Origin of the sequence: Mesorhizobium sp. M0243 (assembly GCF_040321775.1) — a bacterium.
Classification (GTDB): domain Bacteria; phylum Pseudomonadota; class Alphaproteobacteria; order Rhizobiales; family Rhizobiaceae; genus Mesorhizobium.
On record NZ_JAMYSF010000015.1, the window covers coordinates 69,117 to 82,704 of the forward strand.

Consider the following 13,588-nt stretch of genomic DNA (forward strand, 5'->3'; position numbering starts at 1 on the left):
AGTGAAAATCCATCCATACGTTCAAGCATGAACATAATAGTTCAAAGATGAACAATAAACAAGAGCTGCCTTGGGACAACCCCCGTTTCCGCAACTGGGTCGCGGTGGCGCGCGCATGCCATGTGCTGGAGCGCACGCTCGCGGTGAAGCTTGCACCGCTCGATTTGAAACCGGCGCAGCTCGACGTGCTGATGAACCTCTATCGCCACCCCGGCATGTCGCAGCACGATCTTGCCCGCAAGCTGCTCGTCGGCCGCTCCAACATCACCATGCTTTTGCCGCAGCTGGAGGCGCGCGGCCTGCTGCGCCGCGAAGGTGATGAGAAGGACAAGCGCATCCTGCGGCTCGCGCTCACCGAGGCCGGCGAGGCGCTGCTGATGCAGGCGCTGAAAGTGCATATGGCGCTGATCGAGAAGGCGATGAGCCAGTCGACGCCGGAACAATGCGACATGATCGGCGAGCAGATGCGCAAGATCTATGATGTGCTAAAAGAGGCGTGACGACCTTTCAGCCAGACCTACCACATCGTCTTCTTCGCCCGCTCCGGCCATTCCTTGTCGTAGGTTTCGCCGTCGATGTTGCTGCGGCTGGTGATTTCCAGGATTTGTCCGGGCGTCGGCAGCGACTTCGGGTCGACGTGCCTTGCCGCGTTCCAGAGCTCGGAACGGACGATGGCCCGGGCGCATTGGAAATAGACCGAATCGATGTCGACGACGGTTACCGATCGCGCCGCCTTGCCGTCCACCGTGAATGATGCGCACAGCGCCGTATCCGTGGTGATATGAGCGCGGCCGTTGACACGCAGCGTCGTGCCGGAGCCCGGTACCAGGAACAGCAGGCCGACGCGTGGGTCGCGGATGATGTTTTTCAGCGAATCGGCGCGGTTGTTGCCGCGACGATCCGGCATCATCAGGGTTTTCGGATCATGGATGCGCACAAAGCCGGCGAGATCGCCGCGCGGCGAACAGTCCAGCCCCTCCGGGCCACTGGTCGCCAGCGCGACGAACGGCGAGGCTTCGATGAAGGCGGCATATTCGGGAATGATTTGGTCGAGTTCCTTGACCAGCGAGGCCTCGCCTGGAACGCCATAGAGCGCCTCGAGCTGCTCGACCGTGGTGATGACGGACATGTTTTCGCCTCCAAACCTTTGCCGGCGCTACGCCATCTCGATGACGTTTTGACGACAGCGAGGGGAATCAATTTAGCGGTCCCGGCTCAGGCCCTTTTCCGCAAGCTCCGCGAGATAGGCCTCCCAGCGCGCATCCTTCTCGTGGCCGAGCGTATGCAGGTAATTCCAGGTGAAGATGCCGGTGTCGTGGAAATCGTCGAAGGTGATGCGCACGGCGTAGTTGCCGACCGGCTCTATCTTGAGGATTGCCACATTGCGCTTGCCGGGGACCGTCACCCGCTGTTCGGGCGAATGGCCCTGCACCTCGGCCGATGGCGAGGCCACGCGCAGCAGTTCCGCCGGCAGCTCGAACGGCCGATGGTCGGGAAAAGTGACGGACAGAAGTTTGCGGTCCTTGGAGACCCTGAGCTCTTTCGGTGCGGTCATGCTGTTCGATCCCGTCTCATCCGCCCTTCCCTACGCCGCTTCGCCAAACGGGAAAAGGCCTGATGAGACCGACCGACATGCGATGTCGGCTGAGGGATGTTACCAAAGATCGAGAGGCGGTATCTTGAATGAATGGCCGGATCGTATCACATAGCGGTATATAACGAAGCCGTTCACGGCCACGGGAAGCGCTTGCATGGACATGATTGATCCTTTCGGCCGCACGATCAGCTATCTCCGCGTGTCGGTCACCGACCGCTGCGATTTCCGCTGCACCTATTGCATGGCCGAGGACATGGCCTTCCTGCCGAAGAAGGACCTGCTGTCGCTGGAAGAGCTCGATCGGCTGTGCACGGTTTTCATCGAAAAGGGCGTCAGGCGGTTGCGCCTGACTGGCGGCGAGCCGCTGGTGCGCAAGAACATCATGCATCTGGTGCGCCAGCTGTCGCGGCATCTCGCCAGCGGCGCGCTGGAAGAACTGACGCTGACCACCAACGGCTCGCAGCTGTCGCGCTTTGCCGCCGAACTCGCCGATTGCGGCGTGAAGCGCATCAACGTGTCGCTCGATACGCTCGATGCCGACAAGTTCCACAAGATCACCCGCTGGGGCCATCTCGACAAGGTCATGCAAGGCATCGATGCCGCGCAGGCGGCGGGGCTGAAGGTCAAGCTCAACGCGGTGGCGCTGAAGGATTTCAACGACGCCGAGCTGCCCGAGATGATGCGCTGGGCGCATGGCCGCGGCATGGACCTGACGGTCATCGAAACCATGCCGATGGGCGAGATCGATGCCGACCGCACCGACCAGTATTTGCCGCTGTCGCTGCTGCGCGCGTCGCTGGAACGCCAGTTCACGCTGACCGACATTCCCTTCAAGACCGGCGGCCCGGCCCGCTACGTCCAGGTCGCCGAGACCGGCGGACGGCTCGGCTTCATCACGCCGATGACGCATAATTTCTGCGAAAGCTGCAACCGCGTCCGGCTGACCTGCACCGGCACCCTCTATATGTGCCTGGGTCAGGAAGATGCCGCTGACCTGCGCGCGCCCTTGCGCGCCTCCGAAGGCAACGAGCTGGTCGCCGAAGCGATAGACGAAGCGATCGGCCGCAAGCCGAAAGGCCATGACTTCATCATCGACCGCCGCACCAGCCGCCCATCGGTATCGCGCCATATGAGCGTCACCGGCGGCTGATCTTCCCGCCGATCTGTGCAAGAATTGCCGTGCGGTCATCGACTTCGGGGCAAGACATGCGGCGGTTCTTTTCATTCGGGACGTTTTTCGCTGCGATCGCGGCGAGCACGGCAATTGCCGCGCCGTTCACCTATGTGAACGAGCGCTTCGGCACCGTCTGCACCTTTCCCGAGGAAATCTTCACCGAGCACCAGCCCGAGCCCGACAATGGCGACGGGCAGCAATGGCTGAGTGCCGATGGTGCCAGCCTGATCTGCTCGGGCATCCTCAACATCGACGACGATACGCCGAAAGGCTTTGTCGCGGCGCAGAAGGCGAGCAACGAGCCGGGCTACAAGGTGACCTACAGCAGGGCCGGAAAGGACTGGGCAGTGCTGTCGGGCTTGAAGGAAGGAAAGATCTTTTACGAGCGGCGCCTGTTTGGTGGAGATGGCGTCATCCGCACGGTCTGGGTCGACTACCCTCCGGCCCTGAAGTCGAAATACGACCCGCTGGTCGGCGCCATTGCCGGCAGTCTCAAGGGACCATGAACGTTTCGGACCACACCCCAGAAAAAGTCTTGTTCGCGAACCGCAGCCGGATTTACGGCCAGTCTGTTCCAGCCTAGCCTTTCTCTGGAAGCGGCTCTTCGCTCACAGGGGGAATACATCATGCGCAAACTCATTCTTTCTCTCGCCTTGCTCGGTCTCGCGGCCGCGCCCGCCGCGGCGCAGTCGATCGGCGGCACCTATACGGTCGCCGGCACCAACTTCGACGGTTCGGCCTGGCGGCGAAGCCACCATCACGCTGACCAGCGGGACGACCTGCGCGATCCATTGGGAAACCGGTGGCTCATCTTCCGACGGCATCTGCATGCGCAACGATGACGCCTTCTCCGCCGGCTATGTCATGGGCAAGGATATCGGCCTCGTCGTCTACAAGATGACGGACGACGGCTCGCTGCATGGTCTGTGGACCATCGCCGGCAAGGAAGGCAATGGCACCGAGGTGCTGACGCCGAAGAAGTAAGTTCTGCCGCCATTGCAGGTGATCTTCTGGGCCACAAACAAGGCTGTGGCCCAGCCCTTTGCTATTGCTGTTTCATGCCCGGCTGTTACAGGCTTGCTGCCTAAAGCGCGTCGCGTTTGAACGGATTCAGGTGACGCGCTTTAGGTCTTTGTTTCTTATGCATGCCGTTTCCCAAAAATCGAGGTCACTTTTGGGCGACATGCATTAGCAGAACCGGTAGCCGTCTTGCCCCTGTCACCAAATATTCGCGGCGCGTTGTTCATGATGGTGGCGATGGCCGGCTTCTGCCTCAACGACGCCATCACCAAATACTCGTCACAATCGATGAACATGGCGCAGGTCATGTTGATCCGTGGGGCTTTCGCTTCGCTTTTCGTTGGCTTGCTCGCCTGGCAGCGCGGCGCGCTCGCCCGCCCGGGCTCGATGCTGCAGCCTCTGGTGGCCCTGCGCGTGATCAGCGAGGCCGGTGCCACGGTGAGTTTTCTCGTCGCCCTCGCCCATTTGCCGATCGCCAATGTTTCGGCGGTGCTGCAGGCGCTGCCACTGGCGGTGACGATGGGGGCCGCGCTCGTCTTTGGCGAGGCTGTCGGCTGGCGGCGCTGGCTGGCCATCGCCATCGGATTTGCCGGCGTGCTGATCATCGTGCGGCCTGGCTTCGAAGGGTTCAGCATCTACTCGCTGGCGGCGCTGGCCAGCGTTGCCTGTTGTGCGGTGCGCGATCTCGCCACCAAGCAAATTCCCAAGGCCATTCCGACATTGCTGGTGTCGACGGCAACCGCGCTTGCCATGACCATCGTCGGTGCGGCGCTGTTGCCGGCAATGGGCGGCTGGACGCCGATGACGGGGGACAGCACAGCCCTGCTGGCCCTGGCGGCGGTGCTGGTGCTGATCGGCTACCAGTTCATCATCATGGCGATGCGGGCGGGCGACATCTCCTTCATCGCGCCGTTCCGCTATACGGCCCTGATCTGGTCGATCCTGCTTGGCCTGTTCATCTTCGCCGATATCCCCGATCCGCCGATGATCGTCGGCGCCACCATCATCATCGGCTCGGGCCTCTATGCGCTCTACCGCGAGCGGGTCGCCGGCCGGCGCAAGATCGTCGCCGAAAGCACGGGGCCGAGCATGGTTCCGGACGGAATCTAGCCAGATCATTGAAGGTTCTTGTGATTTCCGACGGCTGGCGTACAGGCTTCGTGGCATGAAGCGAGACATTGCGGGGATCATCCTGGCCGGTGGCCAGTCGAGACGGATGGGCGGCGGCGACAAGAGCCTGTTGCCGCTTGGCGATGGCTGCCTGCTTGACCAGGTCGTGTCGCGCTTCACCCCGCAAATAGAATCGCTGGCGCTCAGCGCCAATGGCGATCCTGCACGATTCCTGCGCTTTGGACTGCCGGTGCTTGCCGACAGCGTGCCCGGCTTTGCCGGGCCGCTCGCCGGAATCCTGACCGGCCTCGAATGGGCCGCGGCCAATACGTCTTGCAAAGCGATCGTCAGTGCTGCCGGCGACACGCCTTTCCTGCCGTTGAACCTTGTCGAGCGTCTGGCAGCGGCCGCCGATCAAAGTCCCGGTTCGATTGCCGTTGCCTGCTCGGCCGGCAAGCGGCACCCGACCTTCGCGCTCTGGCCGCTCGGCTGCCGCGATGCCTTGCGGCACTTTCTGGTCGACGAGGATATCAGGCGGGTTTCGGCTTTCATCGACCGGCACGGTTTTGTCGAGGTGGAATTCCCTGTTCTGCAATCGGCGGGGGTCGACCCTTTCTTCAACATCAACGATCCGGACGATCTTGTGTCTGCCGAGCGTCTGTTGCAGAGCATCAAGCCATGAACAGACGCGTCTTCGGCATCACCGGCTGGAAGAATTCCGGCAAGACGACTTTGACCGAAAGGCTGGTCACCGAACTTGTCCGGCGCGGCTGGAAAGTCTCGACGGTGAAACACGCCCATCATGATTTCGACATCGACAAACCGGGCGCCGACAGTTTTCGCCACCGGCAGGCTGGCGCCACCGAAGTCGCGATCGTCTCCGGCGTTCGCTGGGCACTGATGCACGAGCTGCGCGGCGAGGACGAGCCGACATTGGAGACTGTCCTGTCGCGGCTTGCCCCTTGCGACCTTGTGCTGGTCGAGGGCTACAAGCGCGAAGCCCATGACAAGATCGAAACCCGCCGGCTGGATGCGAAGGACCGTACGCCGCTTTCGGCGGAGGATCCCAACATCGTCGCTGTCGCCGCCGATTTTGCGATTGAAGGCGAGCTGCTGCCGGTATTCGATCTCGACGATGCAAAATCGATAGCCGACTTCATCGAACGCACCACTGGGCTCGTTGCTTGAGCGCTGACGCAACGGCAGAATAGCCTTGCCCATTTTTGTGGTTTTGCAGTTGCTTTTTTCTTGGAAAGAATGGGAGTATCGCGCCAGCGGGCGGTCAAAAGCACCGCCCCACAGAGCCGTTCGGAACGACGGCCGGGACCATAAAGAGAGGACTATCATGCGTATTGCACTGCGTATCGCGCTCGCCGCTTCGGCCGCGCTGCTGACGCTCGGCGTAGCTCAGGCCCAGGAACAGACCCTGAAGATCGGCACCGAAGGCGCCTACCCGCCATTCAACAACCTCACCGCCGATGGCCAGCTCGTCGGCTTCGACATCGACATCGCCAAGGCGCTTTGCGATGAGATGAAGGTCAAGTGCACCTTCGTCGCCCAGGATTGGGACGGCATCATTCCAGCCCTCCAGGCCGGCAAGTTTGACGCCATCGTCGCCTCGATGTCGATCACGCCCGAGCGCAAGGAAAAGGTCGACTTCTCGAACAAATACTACAACACGCCGTCGGCGCTCGCCGTGCCGAAAGACTCGACGTTGAAAGGCGTGACCAAGGAAGATCTCGCCGGCAAGACCATCGGCGTCGCCACCACCACCACGCATTTCAACTATGCCTCGAAGACCTACACCGACAGCACCGTCAAGGGTTATCCGAGCAGCCCCGAGGAGCAGGCCGATCTTGCCAATGGTCGTCTCGACGCCATCCAGGACGATATCGTCGTGCTGCAGCAGTTTCTGGATTCGCCTGATGGCGCCTGCTGCAAGATTCTCGGCCAGCCTTCGCCGCAGCCGGTCGAGATCTTCGGGCCGGGCGCCGGCATTGCCGTGCGCAAGGGCGAGACCGACCTGGTCAACAAGCTCAATTCGGCCATCGACGCCATCCGCGCCAATGGAAAATACAAGGAAATCAACGACAAGTACTTCAAGTTCGACGTCTACGGCGCCGAGTCCTGATAAATACGGTCAAGACGGCGGGGAATTTCCCCGCCGTCTTTCTATTCGTCTTGGGAATGCCGTGGAGATAAGACCGGTCGATGCCAGCCCAGAGCATATGGACACTTCTCAGTTGGGGACCCGAAGGCTGGCTTGACGATATTGCCTATGGCGCACTGATCACCATTGCGCTTGCGCTTGCCACGCTGCCCATCGGCCTGGCGATCGGCTTTTTCATTGCACTCGCCAAGCAGTCCGAAGAACCCTCGTTGCGCCTTGCCGCCAACATTTACACCACCGTCTTTCGCGGCCTGCCGGAGCTGGTGACGCTTTTCCTGTTCTTCTTCGGCATGCCGATCCTGCTGCAGCATCTCGTCAGGTACTTCCGGCCGGACACCACCATCGACGTCAACAGCTTTGTCGCCGGTATGATCGTGCTTGCGCTGATCTTCTCGTCCTATGCCAGCGAGGTTTTCCTGTCGGCCTTCCGGGCCATTCCGAAAGGCCAGTATGAGGGTGGCTATGCCATCGGTCTTTCGAACTGGCTGACCATGCGCAAGGTGATCGTGCCGCAACTGCTGCGCATCGCGTTCCCCGGACTGGAAAACTGCTGGCTCAGCCTGCTCAAGGACACGTCCCTGGTATCGGTCGTCGGCCTGGCCGAGACGCTGCGCAATGCCAGCATTGCCGCCCGCGTCACCAAGCACGCTTTCCTGTTCTTCGGCGTCGCCTCCCTGGTCTTTCTAGCCCTGGCCGTCCTGTCGTCCTTCGCCACCAGCGCGATTCTGCGCTCGCTTGGCCGGCGGGAGGCGCAACGATGAGCGCCACGGCCACCATCGTCGAACGGCCCCCGCCCCGGGCGCGCGGCTGGCCGCGCAGGCGTATTGCCGGTTATGCGCTGGTCTGCCTGTGGATTTTGTTCGGCATTGGCATCGTCAGCTATCTCTTCCTTGCCTGGAACCCTGAGTTCTTCGCCAAATATGCGCCAGCCTATTTGCGAGGGCTTGGGGTAACGCTCTCGCTGGTTTCCATATCGATGGTGCTCGGCGCGATCCTGTCGGTGCCCGTCGCTTACGGGCGCATGTCCAAGAACCGGATCCTGTCCGGCCTCGCCTATTGCTACGTCTATTTCTTCCGCGGCACGCCGCTGCTGGTCCAGACTTATCTCGTCTATTACGGATTGGGCTCGTTCAGGGTCGAGCTCCAGTCGATCGGCCTCTGGGACTTTTTCAAGGACGCGTTCAATTGCGGCGTCTTTGCCTTTGCGCTCAACACCGCCGCCTATCAGGCCGAGATTCTGCGCGGCGCCATCGAGAGCGTGCCAAGAGGGCAATGGGAAGGGGCGGCATCGCTTGGTCTGCACAAGTTGCAGACCTTGCGCAAGATCATCCTGCCGCAAGCCTTGATCGTCGCCTTGCGGCCCTATGGCAACGAACTGATCCTGATGGTCAAGGCGTCCGCCATCGTCGCCATCATCACGGTCTATGATCTGATGGGCAATGCAAAGCTCGCCTTCGCCAACTCGTTCGACATCCAGGCCTATATCTGGGTCGCGCTCGTCTATCTGGTGATGGTCGAGATATTGCGCCATGGCGTCGAATGGATCGAGCGCCGGATCACCGTTCACCTGAAACGCTGACTATTTCAATTCAGCTGCACCAGCCGATCCTGCCCTACGCGTCTTGACGAATTGAGCGCAGAGCCTAGAGCTTTCGCAGCAAATTCCGTTTCTGAAGGGCAAGCTCATGGCATCTGTTGCATTTCTCGGTCTTGGCGTGATGGGCTATCCGATGGCCGGGCACTTGAAGAACAAGGGTGGCCATGATGTCACCGTCTACAACCGCACCAAGGCCAAGGCCGAGCAATGGGTTGGCCAGCATGGCGGTAGCCTTGCGGCGACGCCAGCACAGGCCGCCGAGGGCAAGGATTTTGTCTTCTCCTGTGTCGGCAATGACGACGATCTGCGTTCGGTGACGACCGGTCCGGAAGGCGCCTTCAAATCGATGAAGAAGGGTTCGGTCTTCATCGACAACACCACGGCCTCGGCCGAGGTCGCTCGCGAGCTAGCGGCGGCGGCGGAAGCCGGCGGGTTTTCGTTTCTCGATGCGCCTGTCTCGGGCGGCCAGGCCGGCGCCGAGAACGGCGTGCTGACCGTCATGGTCGGCGGCGAGCAGGACGCTTTCGACAGAGCGAAGCCTGTTATCGACGCTTTTGCCCGCATGGTCGGCTTGATGGGGTCGGCCGGTGCCGGCCAGCTCACCAAGATGATCAACCAGATCACCATAGCCGGCCTCGTCCAAGGCCTGGCCGAAGGCATCCATTTCGGCAAGAAGGCCGGACTCGACATCGAGAAGGTGATCGAGGTGATTTCCAAGGGCGCCGCGGGCTCCTGGCAGATGGAGAACCGCCACAAGACGATGAACGCCGGCAAATATGATTTCGGCTTCGCCGTCGACTGGATGCGCAAGGATCTCGGCATCTGTCTGGCCGAGGCCGATCGCAATGGCGCCAGACTGCCGGTGACAGCACTTGTCGACCAGTTCTACAAGGATGTGCAGGCGATGGGCGGCAAGCGCTGGGACACGTCCTCGCTGCTGGCGCGCCTGGAGAAGTAGGTTTCCGCCGTGGCAGAGCTCTCACCTCAATCCACAGCCGCGGAAATCGTCGCCCATCTTCGCGCTATCGGGTCGGAGGAGAACCGCCTCGGCATGTTGCGCTACGGCATCAAGATCGACCGTGCGCTTGGTATCTCGCACGGCATGCAGCGGCAGATCGCCAGGAAGATCAGACGCAACCACGAGCGCGCCTTCGAGCTATGGGACACCGGCATCATGGAGGCGCAGTTCATCGCCTCCGTCACGGCTGACCCGAAACGGTTTTCTGCTGAAGATGCAAGACGATGGGCGGCCAGCTTCGACTCCTGGGACATCGTCGACGGCGTCTCCGACCTCTTTGTCGACACGGACGCCTGGAAAGAACTGATCGCCGAGTTCGCGGCGGACGAGCGGGAATTCGTTCGGCGCACGGCCTTTGCCATGATGGCCTGGTCTGTCGTCCACCGGAAGAAGGAGCCGGAGACGACCTTCCTCGCCTTCCTGCCGATCATCGAAACGCATGCCAACGACAGCCGCAATTTCGTGAAGAAAGCCGTGAACTGGGCGCTTCGGTCGATCGGCAAACGATCAATGGACATGCACGGCGCTGCCCTGGCTGTCGCCGAACGATTGGCGCAGTCGGCAGACAAGACGGCGCGCTGGATCGGCAAGGACGCCGTAAGGGAGCTGTCCAATGCCAAGACGCTCGCGCGGATCGTCGCCAGGAAAGGCTGACGGCGCGGGATTTCGCTTTCCGGCATGTCTGGATCTCGCCGATATGTGATGCGGCTGCCGACATGTGATGCGGCGGGAGCGTTGACGTCGTTGACAGCGGCGTCTTTACTTGAGCTTCAAATGGACGCGGCCAATGAGCAATCCTCCCAAATCAATCCTGGCCTTCGCAGCGGCATTGTTTGTGTCCGCGGCCACCGATGCCTCGGCCGAGACCGCGCACATATTCTGGAAGGATCTGCGTCCGGCTACGCAATCCGCCGCCGAAAACGTCGGGCTGCCGATGATCGCGGCAAAATTGCCCGACCATGGCGAGACGCTGTCCCTCAACCTGCAGGACAAAAGCATTCAGCTAGCCGGCTACGCATTGCCGGTCGATCGCGACGGCGATCTTGTCTATCAGTTCCTGCTGGTGCCGTGGACGGGTGCGTGCAGCCACATGCCAACGCCGCCCCCCAACCAGATCGTGCTGGTCACGCCGGCACGTCCCTACAAAATGTCCGAGGCCTATCAGCCAGTCGCGGTCACCGGCGCGCTGAAGCCGGACATGGAGAAGAGCCAGCTGTTCATCCTCGACGGCGTCAGCGTCATCCAGTCTGGCTACAGCGTCCGCAAGGCAGACGTGGTCGCCGTCGGCAGCGTGCCGGACACCGTCACCCTGCCGGTCAACTCGCCCTGGAGTTTCCTCAACAAAAAGAAGAACTAAGCAGGACAACCTGCTGCAGCTCAGGCAGCGTTGGCACCCGATTCCTTGTCCAGCACCATGTAGTCGAGCGGGATTTCGGTCGTGTACTTGATCTGCTCCATGGCGAAGGACGACGACACGTCACGGATTTCGATCTTGGCGATCAGCCGCTTGTAGAAGGCGTCATAGGCGGCGATGTCGGGAACCACGACCCGCAGCAGATAATCGACGTCACCGCTCATGCGGTAGAACTCGACCACCTCGGGAAACTCCTGGATGACTTCCGAGAAACGCCGCAGCCATTCATGGCTGTGCGAATTGGTGCGGATCGACACGAAGACGGTGACGCGCACATTGACCTTTTCATGGTCGAGAATGGCAACGCGCCGCTTGATGACGCCTTCCTCCTCGAGCTTCTGGATGCGCCGCCAGCAAGGTGTTGTCGACAGCCCGACTTTCTTGGCGACGTCGGCGACCGCTAGTGTCGCGTCCTCCTGCAAAAGGCGGAGAATTTTTCTATCGAGGCGGTCCATATTTTGCTCCCCAGGGGAATAGATTGGCTATACTCCCCCTTATTCCGACCTTTCACAAGAAAGAAATTCTGCCAATTGACGGAAAAGCGAGTGATTTCTTGCTGTAAGGTCAGCCGAGGCGATATCGGATTTCCGAACGCAGAAAAGGCAGCAAATCCATTTCAAACCATGGATTCTTCTTCAGCCAGCCGGTGTTGCGCCACGAGGGATGCGGCAGCGGCAGCACTTTCGGACCGACGGAATTCTCCCAGATGGAGCGCCAATCCATGACCGTTTCGGTCAGGGAGGGCCGGCGCGCCGCACCCATGTGCCAGGACTGCGCATAGATGCCGATCGTCAGCACCAGATCGATCCGTGGCATCGAGGCCATCAAAGGCGCGCGCCAGGCCGCCGCGCATTCGCGCCTCGGCGGCAGATCTCCCCCCTTGGCATCCTGGCCGGGAAAGCAGAAGCCCATCGGGACGATGGCGAATTTTTCGATGTCGTAGAATTCGTCGCTCGTCACGCCAAGCCAACTGCGCAGGCGGTCGCCGGAGGCGTCGGTGAACGGCATGCCAGACAGATGTACCTTGGTGCCGGGCGCCTGGCTGGCGATCAGGATACGGGCGCTGGACGAAGGGCGCAGCACTGGTCGTGGCTCATGCGGCAACGGCTTGCCGGCCGAATTTTCCACGCAGATACGGCAGGCGCGGACCCTGGCGACGAGGTTTTCGAGTTCAACAGTCATTCTCAGGCTGATGCGCTCGGCCGGCTGGAGACGGCCTGATGCCAGCGCAACACATTCGCGCAGTCATCCGGCACCTTGATGCGTGCCGGCTTCATGAAGTCGACGGCGATCAGGCCGGTGATGTCGGCGATCGAATAGCTGTCACCGGCGATGAACTCCCGGCTGCCCAGTTCGCCGTCCAGAAGCCTGAGGAACGCCACGGCCTTCGGCTTATTGGCCTCACCCCATTCGGGGACCTGCGGGATTTCCCATTCCTTCATGGCCGGATGGATGTGCCGGAAAGCCTGCGTGACGCAACTGAGCAAATTGAATTCCATCCGTCGCTGCCACATCTCGACCTGCGCCTTGCCGAGTGCGCCGCGCCCGAACAGGGCCGGTTCGGGATGCAGTTCCTCGAAATAACGGCAGATGGCGACGGATTCCGTGATGACGGTGCCGTCGTCGAGTTCCAGCACCGGCAGGCGTTGCAAGGGATTGCGCGAGCTGACCGCCTGTTGCCTGTGTTCGAGCGCCCCCATGTCGATGGGCACCTGCGGAACCTCGATGCCTTTCTCGGCCAGGAAAACGCGGACCCGCCGTGGATTGGGCGCCCGGCCCCCGTCGAAGAGTTTCATTCCATCCTCCTGTTCGTTCTCGGTTCCAGTTCCAGGACGCGTATCACCAGAAGCGAAAAATCTCGCGCACGGCATCGCCGATCGAGGCCAGCGTGCCGTGCTTCTTCTCGACGACTTCCCCGTGATGGCTGTCTCGCCAGTTCTGCGGCTGATCGAACGTTCCCGCCCAGATGCCGGCCTTTCCCGCCCGGGCGACGGCCTCCTCGCTCTCGAAGTCGCCATAGGCAACCGCCCAGCCGGCCTCGACCTGCGCGCGGTTGAGATTCTTGCCGCCGGCGGTGCAGTCGCCGAGCAGCCGGCCATAACGATCACGCTGCCAGCCGGTACAAGAGACGGGCTTGCCGGCGATCAGGCGAACGAGCGACTGACGCGCAAGCGTGCCGCAGGAATAGTCCGCGCCGTTCTTGCGGCAGGTCTGCGTATATTCTGGAGCATCGATGCCGCGCATGCGGATACGCTCGGTGCCAAGCGTGATCGAATCGCCGTCGTTGATGATTGCCACGCCTTGCGTCTTGCGTGTCTCCACCCGGTCGAGGCGGGCCGCCAGCAGGATCAGCAGTCCGAGGATGATGACGGCAAGCCCGTAATCCACCAGCCGGCGCCACAGGCTTCTGGGGCGCGCAACGTATCGCCGGCGCGGTCTTGGCGACCATGAGCGGCTCATATGGCAAACGGTTGGTTAATCATTCGAA

Annotated in this window: 18 protein-coding genes and 1 pseudogene; 13 read left to right on the top strand and 6 right to left on the bottom strand. The window is 61.5% G+C overall.

From position 1 onward, the window contains the following. Positions 1–47: 47 nt before the first annotated feature. Entirely contained in the window at positions 48–500 is a 453-nt protein-coding gene (locus NKJ11_RS19935) for a MarR family winged helix-turn-helix transcriptional regulator (protein WP_023813960.1), read from the top strand. 17 nt (positions 501–517) lie between these two features. Here the strand turns inward: NKJ11_RS19935 and NKJ11_RS19940 are convergent, their stop codons facing one another. Further along, entirely contained in the window at positions 518–1,129 is a 612-nt protein-coding gene (locus NKJ11_RS19940) for a pyridoxamine 5'-phosphate oxidase family protein (RefSeq protein WP_352721504.1), read from the bottom strand. Positions 1,130–1,201: 72 nt separating this feature from the next. Next, positions 1,202–1,555: a gamma-butyrobetaine hydroxylase family protein gene (locus NKJ11_RS19945; protein ID WP_292679513.1), complete on the bottom strand. Its 354-nt coding sequence runs from the start codon at positions 1,553–1,555 to the stop codon at positions 1,202–1,204. Between the two features lie 196 nt (positions 1,556–1,751). Between NKJ11_RS19945 and moaA the strand changes: the two genes are divergently transcribed. The 12 genes and pseudogenes from moaA (at position 1,752) to NKJ11_RS20005 (ending at position 11,043) form a co-directional block, all read left to right on the top strand. Next, the gene (moaA, locus tag NKJ11_RS19950; protein ID WP_031213805.1) at positions 1,752–2,747 is read left to right on the top strand and encodes a GTP 3',8-cyclase MoaA; all 996 of its coding nucleotides are present in this window, start codon (positions 1,752–1,754) and stop codon (positions 2,745–2,747) included. Between the two features lie 56 nt (positions 2,748–2,803). Beyond that, on the top strand, positions 2,804–3,277 hold the full coding sequence (locus NKJ11_RS19955) for a hypothetical protein (RefSeq protein WP_023813956.1): 474 nt from the start codon (positions 2,804–2,806) through the stop codon (positions 3,275–3,277). Positions 3,278–3,397: 120 nt separating this feature from the next. Next, positions 3,398–3,755 (top strand): annotated as a pseudogene (locus NKJ11_RS19960) (hypothetical protein). Positions 3,756–3,980: 225 nt separating this feature from the next. Further along, positions 3,981–4,901 carry a DMT family transporter gene (locus tag NKJ11_RS19965; protein WP_023813954.1) on the top strand — a complete coding sequence of 307 codons (921 nt, stop codon included), beginning with the start codon at positions 3,981–3,983 and terminating at the stop codon, positions 4,899–4,901. A 55-nt stretch (positions 4,902–4,956) separates the two neighbouring features. After that, entirely contained in the window at positions 4,957–5,583 is a 627-nt protein-coding gene (gene mobA, locus NKJ11_RS19970; protein ID WP_023813953.1) for a molybdenum cofactor guanylyltransferase MobA, read from the top strand. After that, the gene (gene mobB / locus NKJ11_RS19975) at positions 5,580–6,089 is read left to right on the top strand and encodes a molybdopterin-guanine dinucleotide biosynthesis protein B (protein WP_023813952.1); all 510 of its coding nucleotides are present in this window, start codon (positions 5,580–5,582) and stop codon (positions 6,087–6,089) included. Before mobA ends, mobB begins: the two co-directional genes overlap by 4 nt. Before the next feature lie 157 nt (positions 6,090–6,246). Further along, the gene (locus NKJ11_RS19980; RefSeq protein WP_352794119.1) at positions 6,247–7,032 is read left to right on the top strand and encodes an ABC transporter substrate-binding protein; all 786 of its coding nucleotides are present in this window, start codon (positions 6,247–6,249) and stop codon (positions 7,030–7,032) included. A gap of 80 nt (positions 7,033–7,112) precedes the next feature. Continuing rightward, on the top strand, positions 7,113–7,832 hold the full coding sequence (locus NKJ11_RS19985; protein ID WP_352552218.1) for an ABC transporter permease: 720 nt from the start codon (positions 7,113–7,115) through the stop codon (positions 7,830–7,832). Beyond that, positions 7,829–8,650, top strand: a complete 822-nt coding sequence (locus NKJ11_RS19990; protein WP_352721507.1) for an ABC transporter permease — start codon at positions 7,829–7,831, stop codon at positions 8,648–8,650. Before NKJ11_RS19985 ends, NKJ11_RS19990 begins: the two co-directional genes overlap by 4 nt. A 106-nt stretch (positions 8,651–8,756) precedes the next feature. Then, positions 8,757–9,626: an NAD(P)-dependent oxidoreductase gene (locus tag NKJ11_RS19995; RefSeq protein WP_352552222.1), complete on the top strand. Its 870-nt coding sequence runs from the start codon at positions 8,757–8,759 to the stop codon at positions 9,624–9,626. Positions 9,627–9,635: 9 nt separating this feature from the next. Continuing rightward, positions 9,636–10,340, top strand: coding sequence for a DNA alkylation repair protein (locus NKJ11_RS20000; RefSeq protein WP_352442422.1), 705 nt, complete (start codon positions 9,636–9,638; stop codon positions 10,338–10,340). A gap of 133 nt (positions 10,341–10,473) precedes the next feature. Continuing rightward, complete coding sequence (locus NKJ11_RS20005; protein WP_127297293.1) at positions 10,474–11,043, top strand: DUF3299 domain-containing protein; 570 nt, start codon at positions 10,474–10,476, stop codon at positions 11,041–11,043. A gap of 20 nt (positions 11,044–11,063) precedes the next feature. Here NKJ11_RS20005 and NKJ11_RS20010 read toward each other — a convergent pair whose 3' ends face one another. The 4 genes from NKJ11_RS20010 to NKJ11_RS20025 all read right to left on the bottom strand — a co-directional run bounded on the left by NKJ11_RS20010 (position 11,064) and on the right by NKJ11_RS20025 (position 13,560). Next, positions 11,064–11,555, bottom strand: coding sequence for an Lrp/AsnC family transcriptional regulator (locus tag NKJ11_RS20010; RefSeq protein WP_006205209.1), 492 nt, complete (start codon positions 11,553–11,555; stop codon positions 11,064–11,066). 109 nt (positions 11,556–11,664) lie between these two features. Continuing rightward, positions 11,665–12,345: a uracil-DNA glycosylase family protein gene (locus tag NKJ11_RS20015; protein ID WP_352612298.1), complete on the bottom strand. Its 681-nt coding sequence runs from the start codon at positions 12,343–12,345 to the stop codon at positions 11,665–11,667. Then, positions 12,285–12,896, bottom strand: coding sequence for a glutathione S-transferase (locus NKJ11_RS20020; RefSeq protein WP_352442421.1), 612 nt, complete (start codon positions 12,894–12,896; stop codon positions 12,285–12,287). The genes NKJ11_RS20015 and NKJ11_RS20020 overlap by 61 nt, the downstream gene beginning before the upstream one ends. Positions 12,897–12,939: 43 nt before the next feature. After that, positions 12,940–13,560, bottom strand: coding sequence for a thermonuclease family protein (locus NKJ11_RS20025; protein ID WP_127297290.1), 621 nt, complete (start codon positions 13,558–13,560; stop codon positions 12,940–12,942). Between the last annotated feature and the right edge of the window lie 28 nt (positions 13,561–13,588).

Coding starts and splice junctions, on each gene's coding strand:
- NKJ11_RS19935 (WP_023813960.1), top strand. CDS start 48: ATGAACAATAAACAAGAGCTGCCTTGGGACAACCCCCGTTTCCGCAAC.
- NKJ11_RS19940 (WP_352721504.1), bottom strand. CDS start 1,129: ATGTCCGTCATCACCACGGTCGAGCAGCTCGAGGCGCTCTATGGCGTT.
- NKJ11_RS19945 (WP_292679513.1), bottom strand. CDS start 1,555: ATGACCGCACCGAAAGAGCTCAGGGTCTCCAAGGACCGCAAACTTCTG.
- moaA (WP_031213805.1), top strand. CDS start 1,752: ATGGACATGATTGATCCTTTCGGCCGCACGATCAGCTATCTCCGCGTG.
- NKJ11_RS19955 (WP_023813956.1), top strand. CDS start 2,804: ATGCGGCGGTTCTTTTCATTCGGGACGTTTTTCGCTGCGATCGCGGCG.
- mobA (WP_023813953.1), top strand. CDS start 4,957: ATGAAGCGAGACATTGCGGGGATCATCCTGGCCGGTGGCCAGTCGAGA.
- mobB (WP_023813952.1), top strand. CDS start 5,580: ATGAACAGACGCGTCTTCGGCATCACCGGCTGGAAGAATTCCGGCAAG.
- NKJ11_RS19980 (WP_352794119.1), top strand. CDS start 6,247: ATGCGTATTGCACTGCGTATCGCGCTCGCCGCTTCGGCCGCGCTGCTG.
- NKJ11_RS19985 (WP_352552218.1), top strand. CDS start 7,113: ATGCCAGCCCAGAGCATATGGACACTTCTCAGTTGGGGACCCGAAGGC.
- NKJ11_RS19990 (WP_352721507.1), top strand. CDS start 7,829: ATGAGCGCCACGGCCACCATCGTCGAACGGCCCCCGCCCCGGGCGCGC.
- NKJ11_RS19995 (WP_352552222.1), top strand. CDS start 8,757: ATGGCATCTGTTGCATTTCTCGGTCTTGGCGTGATGGGCTATCCGATG.
- NKJ11_RS20005 (WP_127297293.1), top strand. CDS start 10,474: ATGAGCAATCCTCCCAAATCAATCCTGGCCTTCGCAGCGGCATTGTTT.
- NKJ11_RS20010 (WP_006205209.1), bottom strand. CDS start 11,555: ATGGACCGCCTCGATAGAAAAATTCTCCGCCTTTTGCAGGAGGACGCG.
- NKJ11_RS20020 (WP_352442421.1), bottom strand. CDS start 12,896: ATGAAACTCTTCGACGGGGGCCGGGCGCCCAATCCACGGCGGGTCCGC.
- NKJ11_RS20025 (WP_127297290.1), bottom strand. CDS start 13,560: ATGAGCCGCTCATGGTCGCCAAGACCGCGCCGGCGATACGTTGCGCGC.